Annotated in this window: 2 protein-coding genes; both read left to right on the top strand. The window is 64.0% G+C overall.

The features are described 5' to 3' along the window. Window positions 1–89: 89 nt before the first annotated feature. A complete protein-coding gene (locus CGA21_RS23730; RefSeq protein WP_188265169.1) occupies window positions 90–13,088 on the top strand; it encodes a non-ribosomal peptide synthetase in 12,999 nt (4,332 codons plus the stop codon). Between the two features lie 136 nt (window positions 13,089–13,224). Continuing rightward, window positions 13,225–14,037, top strand: a complete 813-nt coding sequence (locus CGA21_RS23735) for an alpha/beta fold hydrolase (RefSeq protein WP_188265170.1) — start codon at window positions 13,225–13,227, stop codon at window positions 14,035–14,037. Window positions 14,038–14,263: the final 226 nt, after the last annotated feature.

Genomic DNA, 14,263 nt, shown 5'->3' on the forward strand with positions numbered 1-14,263 from the left:
GGCGAAGACCGCGTCCTGCATGCCCCCCGGTGGGGTGTGACGTTACGACACCGATTCCATTTGCAAGCCGAATTCAGGCAGGAAACCTCATGACCGACGCGTTCGAAATCCCCAGCACACTGGTCCAAGCCCTCCAGCGCCGCGCGGCCCTGACGCCGGATCGGGTGGCCTTGCGTTTTCTCGCCGAAACCCGGGACCAGGCTGTGGTGCTCAGCTATCGCGAGCTGGATCAGCGGGCGCGGACGATTGCCGGCGCGTTGCAGGCCGAGGCCGGCTTTGGCGAGCGCGCGGTGTTGTTGTTTCCCAGCGGGCCGGATTACGTCGCGGCGTTTTTTGGTTGCCTGTACGCCGGGGTGATCGCGGTGCCGGCCTATCCGCCGGAGTCGGCGCGTCGGCATCACCAGGAGCGGCTGCTGTCGATCATCGGCGATGCCGAGCCGCGCCTGTTGCTGACCAGTGCCGGCCTGTGCGATTCGTTGCTACAAATTGAAGGGGCGCCGCCGCTGTTGTGTGTCGATACCCTCGACAGCGCCCACGCCGAACGCTGGGTCGCACCGGCCCTGGTAGACGATGACATCGCCTTCCTGCAATACACCTCCGGTTCCACCGCATTGCCCAAGGGCGTACAGGTCAGCCACGGTAACCTGGTGGCCAATGAGTTGCTGATCCGCCACGGTTTCGGCATCGACCTGAACCCCGACGACGTGATCGTCAGCTGGCTGCCGCTGTACCACGACATGGGCCTGATCGGCGGCCTGTTGCAGCCGATTTTCAGTGGCGTGCCATGCGTGTTGATGGCGCCGGCGTACTTCCTCGGCCGACCTCTGCGCTGGCTCGAAGCAATCAGTGAATACGGCGGCACTATTAGTGGCGGGCCGGACTTTGCCTATCGTCTGTGCAGCGAACGGGTCAGTGAGTCGGCCCTGGAGCGCCTCGACCTGAGCGGTTGGCGCGTGGCCTATTCCGGCTCGGAACCGATTCGCCTCGACACCCTGGAACGCTTCGCCGAGAAGTTCGCCTCCTGCGGTTTCAGCGAAGACAGTTTCATGGCCTCCTACGGTCTGGCGGAAGCCACGCTGTTCGTTGCCGGTACTCCGCGTGGCCAGGGCATCGGCAACCTGCGGGTGGACGATCAGGCCTTGGCGCAGAACCGTGCCGAAGCCGGCGAGGGCAGCGCGATCATGAGCTGTGGTATCAGCCAGCCGGATCACGCGGTGTTGATCATGGACCCGGTGTCGCTCAGCGAACTGGCTGACAACGCGGTCGGTGAAGTCTGGGCCGCCGGGCCGAGCATCGCCCACGGCTACTGGCGCAACCCCGAAGCCTCAGCCAAGACCTTCGTCCAGCACGCCGATAAAAAATGGCTGCGCACCGGCGACCTGGGCTTCATGCGCGGCGGTGAACTGTTCATCACCGGGCGCCTGAAAGACCTGCTGATCGTGCGCGGCCACAACCTTTATCCACAGGACATCGAGCAGACGGTCGAGCGTGAAGTGGAGGTGGTGCGCAAGGGACGCGTCGCCGCCTTTGCGGTCAATATCGACGGCCAGGAAGGCATCGGCATCGCCGCGGAAATCAGCCGCAGCGTGCAAAAAATCCTCCCGCCCGAGGCCTTGATCAAGGCCATCCGCCAGGCCGTGGCCGAGGCGTATCAGGAAGCGCCGAGCGTGGTGGTGCTGCTCAATCCGGGCGCCTTGCCCAAGACCTCCAGCGGCAAACAGCAACGCTCGGCGTGCCGCAATCGCCTGGCCGATGGCAGCCTCGACAGTTATGCGTTGTTCCCTTCGGCGGTCACAGAAAGCGCAGGCAACGTTCAGTCCGCCTGTGAGTTGCAAAGGCTGATCGGCCAAATCTGGTGCGAGCAATTGCAGGTCCAGCAGGTCGCTGCCGACGATCACTTCTTCCTGCTGGGCGGCAACTCCATCGCGGCCACGCAAGTGGTGGCGCGTCTGCGCGAACAACTTGGCCTGGCGCTGAACCTGCGCCTGCTGTTCGAAGCGCCGACCCTTGGCGCCTTTACCGACGTGGTCGCGCGTCAACAACAGGACGGTGGCCTCGCCCAGGGCGCGATCACCCAGCTCTCGCGCAGTGAACCGATGCCACAATCCCTGGCGCAGAATCGCTTGTGGATCACCTGGCAACTCGACCCACAGAGCAGCGCCTACACCATTCCCGGTGCCTTGCGCCTGCGCGGCGAACTGGACGAAGACGCCCTGCGCGGCAGTTTCCAGCAGTTGATCGAGCGCCACGAATCCCTACGCACGCGTTTCTTCGAGCGTGACGGGGTGGCGTTGCAGCAGGTTGTTGCAGCCGCTGAATTCAATCTTCAACGCATCGATATCAGCGATCTGCCGCTGGCCGAGCGTGAAGCCAAGGCTCGGCAAATCCGCGAGGACGAAGCGCGCACTCAGTTCGACCTGGAGAAGGGGCCGTTGCTCTGGGTAACGCTGGTGCGCCTCGACGACGAAGATCACCAACTGCTGGTGACGCTGCATCACATCATCGCTGACGGCTGGTCGATGAATGTGTTGATCGACGAATTTTCCCGGCTGTACGCGGCGGCTGCTCAAGGACAACAGGCCACGCTCGGGCCACTGCCGACCCAGTACGCCGACTACGGCAGCTGGCAGCGCCAATGGCTGGCGCAAGGGGAGGGCGAGCGCCAACTGGCTTACTGGAAAGCGCAGTTGGGCGATGAGCATCCGACCCTGAGCCTGGCCACCGACCACCCGCGCTCGGCGCATCAGCTGCACAGCGCCGCCCGCCTTACCGTACGCCTGGGGGCGGATTTGAGCGATGCCATTCGCCAGACTGCCCAGGCTTATCAAGCCACGCCGTACATGCTGTTGCTCGCCGCGTTCCAGACCCTGTTGCATCGCTACAGCGGGCAGCGCGACATCCGCATCGGCGTGCCCAATGCCAACCGTCCGCGCCTGGAAACCCAGGGGCTGATCGGCTTCTTCATCAACACCCAGGTGCTGCGCGCCGAGGTGGATTCGCGCCTGCCATTCGTTGAGTTGCTGGCACAAACCCGACAGGCTGCGTTGGGCGCGCAAGCGCATCAGGACCTGCCGTTCGAGCAACTGCTCGAGGCCTTCCCACAGGCGCGCGAACAGGGCCTGTTCCAAGTCATGTTCAACCACCAGCAACGGGATCTCAGCGCCTTGAAACGCCTGCCTGGGTTGCTCGCCGAAGAGCTACCGTGGCACAGTCGCGAGGCCAAGTTCGACCTGCAGTTGCACAGTGAAGAAGATCGCAACGGGCGCTTGAGCCTGTCCTTCGATTACGCCAGCGAGCTGTTCGATGCCGCGACCATCGAGCGCCTGGCGGAGCATTACCGCCACCTGTTGCGCGTCATCAGTGAACAACCTGAAACCGCCATCGGCGACCTGCCGCTGCTGACCGGGCCTGAGTCTGATCAGCAAGCGCAGTGGGCCGTTGCACCGTGCCCGCCTGCCCGCCGCTGGCTGCCAGAGCTGCTCAACGAACAGGCACGCCTGACCCCGGAGCGCACCGCGCTGCTGTGGGACGGCGGCAGCCTCGATTTCGCCGAGCTGCACACCCAGGCCAATCGCCTGGCCCACTACCTGCGCGACAAAGGCGTCGGTCCGGATGTGTGCGTGGCCATTGCCGCCGAGCGTTCGCCGCAACTGCTGATCGGCCTGCTGGCGATCATCAAGGCCGGTGGCGCCTACGTGCCACTCGATCCGGATTACCCCGCCGAACGCCTGGCCTACATGCTCAGCGACAGCGGCGTCGGGTTGTTGCTGACGCAAACTCAATTGCTCGAGCGCTTGCCAGCGACCGACGGCGTCAGCGTGATCGCGATGGACGCCCTGCATCTGGAAAACTGGCCAAGCCACACGCCGGGCCTGCACCTGCACGGCGACAACCTGGCGTATGTGATCTACACCTCCGGCTCGACCGGGCAACCGAAAGGCGTCGGCAACACCCACGCGGCCCTCGCCGAACGTCTGCAATGGATGCAGGACACCTATCGCCTGAATGAAACCGATGTGCTGATGCAGAAAGCGCCGATCAGTTTCGACGTGTCGGTGTGGGAGTGCTTCTGGCCGTTGATCACGGGTGCCCGGCTGCTGCTAGCCGGGCCGGGTGAACACCGCGATCCGCAGCGCATCGCGCAGTTGGTTCAAGCCTACGGCGTGACCACGCTGCACTTCGTGCCGCCGCTGCTGGCGTTGTTCATCGACGAACCGCTGAGCGCCGAATGCACCAGCCTGCGTCGGCTGTTCTCCGGTGGCGAAGCGCTGCCCGCCGAACTGCGCAATCGGGTGCTGGAACGACTGCCGGCGGTGCAATTGCACAACCGCTACGGCCCGACCGAAACCGCGATCAACGTGACCCATTGGCGCTGCTCCAGCACTGATGGCGAGCGCTCGCCGATTGGCCGGCCGTTGGGCAACGTGATCTGCCGGGTACTCGACCCTGATCTGAATCCCCTGCCGGCCGGCGTGCCGGGTGAACTGTGCATCAGCGGCATCGGCCTGGCCCGCGGTTATCTGGGCCGCCCGGGTCTGACAGCCGAGCGTTTTGTCGTTGATCCTCTGGGCGAGCAGGGCGCGCGCCTGTATCGCACCGGTGACCGTGCGCGCTGGACCACCGATGGTGTGATCGAATACCTCGGACGTCTCGATCAGCAGGTCAAGCTGCGCGGCTTTCGTGTCGAGCCGGAAGAAATCGAAGCGCGGTTGTTGGCGCAAGAAGGTGTCGCCCAAGCGGTGGTGCTGGTGCGCGAAACGTCGGCCGGCGGTCAGTTGATCGGTTACTACACTGCCGATTCCACCGAATCCGAAGAGGCCCAAACCACTCGCCTGAAAAACGCACTGTCGGCGGAACTGCCGGAATACATGGTCCCGGCACAGCTGATGCGCCTGGACCAGATGCCCCTCAGCCCGAGCGGCAAACTCGACCGTCCGGCCTTGCCGGAACCCCAGTGGCAGGTGCGCGAACACATCGAACCGGTGACCGAACTGCAACGGCAAATCGCCGACATCTGGCGTGCAGTACTGGGCCTCGGCCAAGTCGGTCTGGGCGATGACTTCTTCGCCCTCGGCGGCCATTCGCTGCTGGCCACGCAAATCATTTCCCGCACGCGCCAGGCCTGCGATGTCGAGTTGCCTTTGCGCGCGCTGTTCGAACACAGCGGGCTGGGCGCCTTTGCCGAACAGGTGCGCCTGATCCAGGCCAGCGGCCGTACCAACGAACAGCCGCCGATCGCCCAGGTCGACCGCAGCCAAGCGGTGCCGTTGTCCTATTCCCAGCAGCGCATGTGGTTCCTCTGGCAAATGGAACCGGACAGCCCGGCCTACAACGTCGGTGGCATGGCGCGCCTGCGCGGGGTGCTCGATGTCGAGCGTTTCGAGGCCGCGTTGCAGGCGCTGATCATGCGTCACGAAACCCTGCGCACCACCTTCCCGAGCGTCGATGGCGTCGCGCGCCAGCAGGTGCATGCCTCAACCTCAGTGCGCATAGACTGCAAGGACTTCACCGCGCTGGATGCCGATGGCCGTGAGTGGCAAGTCCAGCAACTGGCCGACGATGAGGCGCACAAACCCTTCGATCTGGAAACTGGCCCGCTGCTGCGCGCCTGCCTGGTCAAGACCGCCGAGCAGGAGCATTACCTGGTGCTGACCCTGCACCACATCGTCACCGAAGGCTGGGCGATGGACATCTTTGCCCGGGAACTCAGTGCGCTCTACGAAGCCTTCGTCGAGGAACGCGAATCACCGCTGGCGCCGTTGCCGGTGCAGTACCTGGATTACAGCGTCTGGCAGCGGCAATGGCTTCAGTCCGGTGAACGCCAGCGCCAGCTCGACTACTGGACTACGCAACTGGGCCGTGAGCATCCGCTGCTGGAATTGCCGGCCGACCGTCCGCGTCCACCGGTGCAAAGCCACCAGGGCGAGTTGTACCGTTTCGACCTGAGCGATGACCTGGCGGCACGGGTGCGCACCTTCAATGCGCAAAACGGCCTGACTTTGTTCATGACCATGACTGCCGCCCTGGCCACGCTGCTGTATCGCTATAGCGGCCAGACCGACCTGCGCATCGGCGCACCGGTGGCCAACCGGATTCGCCCGGAAAGCGAAGGGCTGATCGGCGCGTTCCTCAACACCCAGGTGCTGCGTTGCCAGCTCGATGGGCAGATGTCCGTGGGCGAGTTGTTCGAGCAGGTTCGCCACACCGTGATCGAGGGCCAGTCCCATCAGGACCTGCCATTCGATCATCTGGTCGAAGCCTTGCAGCCACCGCGCAGCGCCGCCTATAACCCGCTGTTCCAGGTGATGTGCAACGTGCAGCGCTGGGAGTTCCAGCAGAGCCGCACCCTGGCCGGGATGACCGTGCAATACCTGGCCAACGATGCCCGTGCGACCAAGTTTGACCTCAACCTGGAAGTCACCGACCTCGACCATCGCCTGGGTTGCTGCCTGACCTACAGCACCGATCTGTTCGACGAGCCGCGCATTGCGCGCATGGCCGCGCATTGGCGCAACCTGCTGGAGGCGCTGATTGCCGATCCGCAGCAGCGCCTCAGCGAGTTGCCATTGCTCGACGCCGATGAACAACAACAGTTGCTCGACAGCCTGGGCGTCGAACCGGGCGCGCATCGACTCGACCAGTGCATCCATCAGTTGTTCAGCGAACAGGCCCGGGCGCGTCCCGATGCGCCGGCCCTGACCTTCGCCGGGCACACCCTGACCTACGCCGAACTCGACAGCCGCGCCAATCGCCTGGCCTGGATGCTGCGCGAGCGCGGCGTCGGCCCGCAGGTGCGGGTGGGCCTGGCGCTGGAGCGCTCGCTGGAGATGGTCATCGGCCTGCTGGCGATCCTCAAGGCCGGTGGCGCCTACGTGCCGCTGGACCCGGAATACCCGCTGGATCGCTTGCTCTACATGATCGAAGACAGCGGCGTCGGTTTGCTGCTCAGTGACGCGGCGATGTTCCAGGCCCTTGGCGATTTGCCCGCGGGCGTCGGCCGCTGGTGCCTGGAGGAAAACTCTGCGGCGCTTGCCAATTATCCCGTCTGCGAACTGCCTGACATCAGCCTGCCGCAACATCAGGCTTACTTGATCTACACCTCGGGTTCCACCGGTAAACCCAAAGGCGTGGTGGTGTCCCACGGCGAAATCGCCATGCATTGCCGCGCGGTGATCGAGCGTTTCGGCATGCGCCCGGACGACTGCGAGTTGCACTTCTATTCGATCAACTTCGACGCCGCCACCGAGCGCCTGTTAGTGCCGCTGCTGAGCGGTGCCCAGGTGGTGCTGCGCGCCCAGGGCCAATGGGACGCGCAAGAGATCTGCGGGCTGATCGGTCGCCACCACATCAACATCCTCGGGTTCACCCCGAGCTACGGCAGCCAGTTGGCGCAATGGCTGGCGACGCAAAATACGACTCTGCCGGTGCGCATGATCATCACCGGCGGCGAAGCGCTGACCGGCGAACACCTGGCGCGGATTCGTGCGGCGTTCAAACCGAGCCTGTTCTTCAATGCCTACGGCCCGACGGAAACCGTGGTCATGCCACTGGCCAGCCTGGCGCCCGAAGTGTTGGAAGAAGGCGCTGGCAGCGTGCCGATCGGCAGCGTGATCGGCGACCGCGTGGCATACATTCTCGATGCCGACCTGGCGTTGGTGCCGCAGGGTGCGACCGGCGAGTTGTACGTCGGTGGTGCCGGCCTGGCCCAGGGTTATCACCAGCGAGCGGGCATGACGGCGGAGCGCTTTGTCGCCGATCCGTTTGCCGGCGACGGCGGGCGTATCTACCGTACCGGCGACCTGGTGCGCCAGCGCGTCGATGGCCTGGTGGAATACCTCGGGCGTATCGACCATCAAGTGAAGATCCGCGGTTTCCGCATCGAGCTGGGCGAGATCGAAAGCCGTTTGCTGGAGCATGAATCGGTACGCGAAGCGGTGGTGTTGGCGCTCGATGCACCGAGCGGCAAGCAATTGGTCGGCTATCTGGTCGCCGACGTCGCCGAACAGGACGAGTCGCAACAAGCGGCTCTGCGTGAATCACTCAAGGCGCATCTCAAGTCCCAGTTGCCGGATTACATGGTGCCCACGCACCTCATCCTGATGGCGAGCATGCCGCTGACCGCCAACGGCAAACTCGACCGTCGCGCTCTGCCGGCGCCGGACCCGGAGCTGAACCGCCAGCAGTATGTGGCACCCGGCAACGAACTGGAGCTGACGTTGGCGCAGATCTGGTGTGAAGTGCTGAATGTCGAACAGGTCGGGCTAAACGACAACTTCTTCGAACTCGGTGGCGACTCGATCCTGTCGATCCAAGTGGTCAGCCGCGCGCGGCAACAGGGCATTCACTTCAGCCCCCGCGACCTGTTCCAGCACCAGACCGTACAGACCCTTGCCGCCGTGGCGACCCGCACCGGCCAGGTCACCGCCGAGCAAGGCTTGCTCAGCGGCGAGTCGCGCCTGACGCCGATCCAGCACTGGTTCTTCGACACCGCCATTGCCCAGCGCCAACACTGGAACCAGGCGTTGCTGCTGCAACCGAACGTGCCCCTGGAGGCCCATCGCCTGGAGCAAGCTTTACTGGCGCTGATTGAACAGCACGATGCGTTGCGCTTGCGCTTCCGCCAGGTGGGCGGTCAGTGGCAAGCCCGGCACCAGGCGATGTCCGATGTGCCGGTGTTGTGGCAAATGCGCGTGGCGTCCATGGACCAATGCGCCGCCCTGTTCGCCGACACCCAGCGCAGCCTCGATCTCGAAGCGGGGCCGTTGCTGCGGGTGTTGCTGGTCGATGGTCCCCAGGCTCAGCAGCGCTTGTTCATCGCGATTCACCACCTGGTAACCGACGGCGTTTCATGGCGCGTGCTGCTGGAAGATCTGCAGAACCTGTATCGCCAACTCGAGGCACAACAGCCGCTGCAGCTGCCGGCCAAGACCAGTGCCTTCAAGGACTGGGCCGCCCGCTTGCAGGCCTATGCCGGCAGCGAATCCCTGCGTGAGCAACTGGGCTGGTGGCAGGCGCAATTGGCCGGGCCGAGCGCCGAGTTGCCCTGTGATCGACCGCAGGGTGGTCGGCTGCATCGCCATGCGCAAACCGTCAGCGTGCGCCTCGACAGCGAGCGCACCCGGCAATTGCTGCAACAGGCGCCGAGTGCTTATCGCACCCAGGTCAACGACCTGCTGCTGACCGCGTTGGCCCGTGTGCTATGCCGTTGGAGCGGACACGCGTCGGCGCTGATTCAACTCGAAGGCCATGGCCGCGAGGCGCTGTTCGACGACATCGACCTGACCCGCACCGTCGGCTGGTTCACCAGCGCTTACCCGCTGCGCCTGACACCCGCGAACATCGAGGAGGCGGCCGGGCAGGGCGCCTCGATCAAGGCGATCAAGGAGCAATTGCGCGCCGTACCGCACAAAGGGCTGGGCTATGGCGTGCTGCGTTATCTGGCCGATGAGCCTACCCGCCAGCGCATGGCCGAGCTGCCGACGGCGCCGATCACCTTCAACTACCTGGGGCAGTTCGACCAGAGTTTTGCGGCCGATGCGCTGTTCCATCCGCTGGATGAAGCGGTTGGCGCGGCCTTTGATGCGCAGGCGCCGCTGCCGAATGAATTGAGCGTCGACAGTCAGGTCTACGGCAACGAGCTGGTGCTGCGCTGGACCTTCAGCGCCGAACGCTATGCGCCCAAGACCATCAGCGAATTGGCCGATGCTTACCTGGGCGAGTTGAGCAGCCTGATCGAGCACTGTCTGCGCGATGACGCGGGCGGCCTGACGCCGTCGGACTTCCCGCTGGCGAAACTGAACCAGGCGCAACTGGATGCACTGCCGATTGCCGCAACGCTGATCGAAGACGTCTACCCGCTGACGCCCATGCAGGAAGGCATGCTGCTGCACACCCTGTTGGAACCGGGCACGGGCCTGTACTACATGCAGGATCGCTACCGCATCGACAGCGAGCTCGATGCGCAGCGTTTCGCCCAGGCCTGGCAAGCGGTGATCGCCCGCCATGAAGCCTTGCGCGCCTCGTTCTGCTGGAACGTCGGCGCAGACATGCTGCAGGTTATCCACAAACCGGGCAACACGCCGATCGAATACCTGGACTGGAGCGAGATCGCCGCCGCCGAGCAGGAGCCGAAGCTGCAGGCCCTGCTCAAGTCCGAACGTGAGGCCGGGTTCGATCTGCTCAACCAGGCACCGTTCCACCTGCGCCTGATCCGGGTGGGCGCGGCGCGTTATTGGTTCATGATGAGTAACCACCACATCCTGATCGATGCCTGGTGCCGCTCCCTGCTGATGAACGACTTCTTCGAGATCTACACCGCCCTCGGCGAAGGCCGGGAAGCGCAGTTGGCCGTAGCGCCACGTTACCGCGACTACATCGCCTGGCTGCAACACCGGAGCCTGGCCCAAGCGCGGCAATGGTGGAAAACCAACCTGCAAGGGTTCGAGCGGACCACGCCGATCCCGAGCGACCGGCCGTTCCTGCGCGAACATGCCGGCGACAGCGGCGGCATGATCGTCGGCGACCGTTACACTCGCCTTGATGCCCGTGACGGTGCACGGCTGCGTGAACTGGCCCAGGCGCATCAGCTCACCATCAACACCTTTGCCCAGGCGGCATGGGCCCTGGTATTGCGCAGGCTGAGTGGTGATCGCGACGTGCTGTTCGGGGTCACGGTGGCTGGGCGTCCGGTCGAGATGCCAGAGATGCAACGCACCGTCGGCCTGTTCATCAACAGCATCGCACTGCGGGTGAAAATCCCTGACGACCATCAGCGTTGCAGCGTGCGCCGATGGCTGAGGGGTTTGCTCGACAGCAACATGCAACTGCGTGAGTACGAGTACCTGCCGCTGGTGAGCATCCAGGAAAACAGTGAACTGCCCAAGGGCCAGCCACTGTTCGACAGCCTGTTCGTGTTCGAAAACGCCCCGGTGGAAGTCTCCGTTCTGGACCGTGCGCAAAGCCTGAATGCGACGTCGGATTCGGGCCGCACCCACACCAATTTCCCGCTGACGGCAGTGTGCTATCCGGGTGATGACCTGGGCTTGCACCTGTCCTATGACCAGCGTTATTTCGATGAATCCACGGTCGAGCGCATGCTGGGTGAATTCAAGCGCCTGTTGCTGGCGTTGGTCGAAGGCTTCCATGGCGACATGGCGGACTTGCCGCTGCTGGGCACTGGGGAACAGGAATTCCTGATCAACGGCTGCAACCAGAGCGAACACGCATACCCCTTGGAGCAGAGCTACGTTGCCTTGTTTGAAGCGCAAGTGGCTGTCCGTCCGCTGCGTATTGCCGCCAGTTGTCTGGATCAGCACTACAGCTATCTGGAACTGAACCAGCGCAGCAACCGCCTCGGCCATGCACTGATTGCCGCCGGCGTCGGGCTGGATCAACCGGTGGCGCTCCTGGCCGAACGCAGCCTCGATTTGCTCGGCATGATCATCGGTAGCTTCAAGGCGGGAGCGGGTTATCTGCCGCTGGATCCGGGGCTACCGGGCCAGCGTCTGAGTCGCATCATCGACCTGAGTCGCACGCCGTTGCTAGTGTGTACTCGAGCCTGTCACGCGCAAGCACTGGCGTTGCTGGATGAGTTCGGTTGCGCCAGTCGGCCTCGGTTGCTGGTCTGGGAAGAGGTGCAGGCGAGCCATGTATCGGTGGCCAATCCGGGCATCTACAGCGGGCCGGATAATCTGGCCTACGTGATCTACACCTCCGGCTCCACCGGTTTGCCCAAGGGCGTGATGGTCGAGCAGCGCGGCATGCTCAACAACCAGTTGAGCAAGGTGCCGTACCTGAGCCTCGGTGAGGCTGACGTGATTGCCCAGACCGCTTCGCAAAGCTTCGATATTTCCGTGTGGCAGTTCCTCGCCGCGCCGTTGTTCGGCGCGCGGGTGGACATCGTGCCGAACAGCATCGCCCACGACCCGCAGGGCTTGCTGGCGCATGTTTCGGTGCAAGGCATCACGGTGCTGGAGAGCGTGCCGTCGCTGATCCAGGGCATGCTCGCCCAGGAACGCATGCGTCTCGATGGCTTGCGCTGGATGCTGCCGACAGGGGAGGCGATGCCGCCGGAACTGGCGCATCGATGGCTGCTGCGTTACCCGGAGATCGGGTTGGTGAATGCCTATGGCCCGGCGGAATGCTCGGATGACGTGGCGTTCTTTCGCGTCGACATGGCCTCCACCCGCGGCAGCTATCTGCCGATCGGTACGCCGACCGACAACAACCGCTTGTACCTGCTCGACGGCGTGCTGGAGCTGGTGCCGCCGGGTGCGGTGGGCGAGTTGTGCGTGGCGGGCACCGGGGTCGGGCGCGGCTACGTCAGCGATCCGTTGCGCACGGCCCAGGTGTTTGTGCCCAACCCGTTCGGTGCACCGGGCGAGCGCCTGTATCGCACCGGCGACCTGGCCCGCCGTCGCAGTGACGGTGTGCTGGAGTACGTCGGGCGCGTCGACCAGCAGGTGAAGATTCGCGGCTACCGCATCGAACTGGGTGAAATCGAAGCGCGCCTGCATGAACAACCGCAAGTGCGCGACGCGGCGGTCGGTGTGCAGGAAGGGCTCAATGGCAAGCACCTGGTGGGCTACCTGGTGGCGGCGGATTCAACGTTCGATCCTGCTCGATGCCTGGAGCGGATCAAGCAACGCCTGCGCGCCGAACTGCCGGAATACATGGTGCCCCTGCACTGGCTGTGGCTCGACAAGCTGCCGCTCAACGCCAACGGCAAACTGGATCGCAAGGCCCTGCCGGCACTGGAGATTGGCCAGTTGTTGCAAAGCCAGGACTACCAGGCGCCACGCAACGACCTGGAGCAGACGTTGGCGGAGATCTGGGCCGAGGTGCTGAAGGTCGGGAAAGTCGGCGTCCGCGACAACTTCTTCGAACTGGGCGGGCATTCGTTGCTGGCCACGCAGATCGCCTCGCGGGTGCAGAAAACCCTGCAGCGCGATGTCCCGCTGCGGGCGATGTTCGAGTGCAGCACGGTGGAGGAACTGGCCGGGTACATCGACGGCCTGGCGGCCAATGACATCAGCGAGGAGAAGGTGGATCGGCTGAATGATCTGATGGCGGAGCTGGAGGGGCTTTGATTCTCTGGCGTCTGTGAAGGTCTCAATCGCTGGCTTGCCAGCGATGAGGCCGGTACAGCGACATACAAGCGTGTGATTGACTGCAAACCGTCAGCCGCTCAATCTTCCGACTCCATTTTCAAACGGAGCCACTGTGATGCCCTTCGTAACCATCGACGGCCAATCCCTCCACTACCTCGATCAAGGCACCGGCCCGGCCGTCCTGCTGGCCGGCAGTTACCTGTGGGACCAGGCCATGTGGGCACCGCAAATCGCCGCGTTGTCGCAACAGTATCGGGTGATCGCCCTGGACCTTTGGGGCCACGGTGAATCCGGGCCGTTGCCTGCCGGTACCACGTCGCTGGATGACATTGCACGCCAGGCCCTGGCGCTGCTCGATCATCTGGACATCGACCGCGTAACCCTGGTCGGCCTCTCGGTGGGCGGCATGTGGGGTGTGCGACTGGCGTTGTCGGCGCCGCAACGGCTCAATGGGCTGGTGTTGATGGACACCTATGTCGGTGTCGAGCCGGAACCGACCCGGCAGTACTATTTTTCACTGTTCAAGATGATTGAAGAAACCGGCGTCATTTCAGAGCAGTTGCTGGATATCGTGGTGCCGATTTTTTTCCGACCGGGCATCGATCCTCAGTCGGCGCTGTATCAGGAATTTCGCGCCAAGCTCGCCGCGCTGCCGGCTGAGCGGTTGCGTGAAAGCATCGTGCCGATGGGGCGGATCACCTTTGGCCGGGATGACTTGTTGCCGCGCCTGGGCGAGTTGAATGCGGCAACCACGTTGCTGATGTGTGGCGATCAGGACAAGCCACGCCCGCCGAGTGAAACCCGGGAAATGGCCGGGTTGATCGGTTGCCCGTACGTGCTGGTGCCGCAGGCGGGGCATATTTCCAATCTGGAGAATCCGCAGTTCGTCACTGACGCGCTCCTGCAATTCCTGGCGGGGATCAAGTAAGGATCGTTCCCACGCTCTGCGTGAGAATGCTTCTTTGGGCGCTATGCGTTCGGCCTTGGATGGGACGCGGAGCGTCCCGGGCTGCATTCCCACGCAGAGCGTCACTAGTGTCCGGTAAACATGTTTCATAGCTGAAGGCTGCCTTGGGCAGCCTTCAGCTTTTCTCGCTCCTGCCTTCGTCGATCCCTCAGTTCTGGAGTAGCGGGCCGTTCGTGCAGGACGTGAG

Source organism: Pseudomonas sp. PSB11, assembly GCF_014596605.1.
GTDB classification, from domain to species: domain Bacteria; phylum Pseudomonadota; class Gammaproteobacteria; order Pseudomonadales; family Pseudomonadaceae; genus Aquipseudomonas; species Aquipseudomonas umsongensis.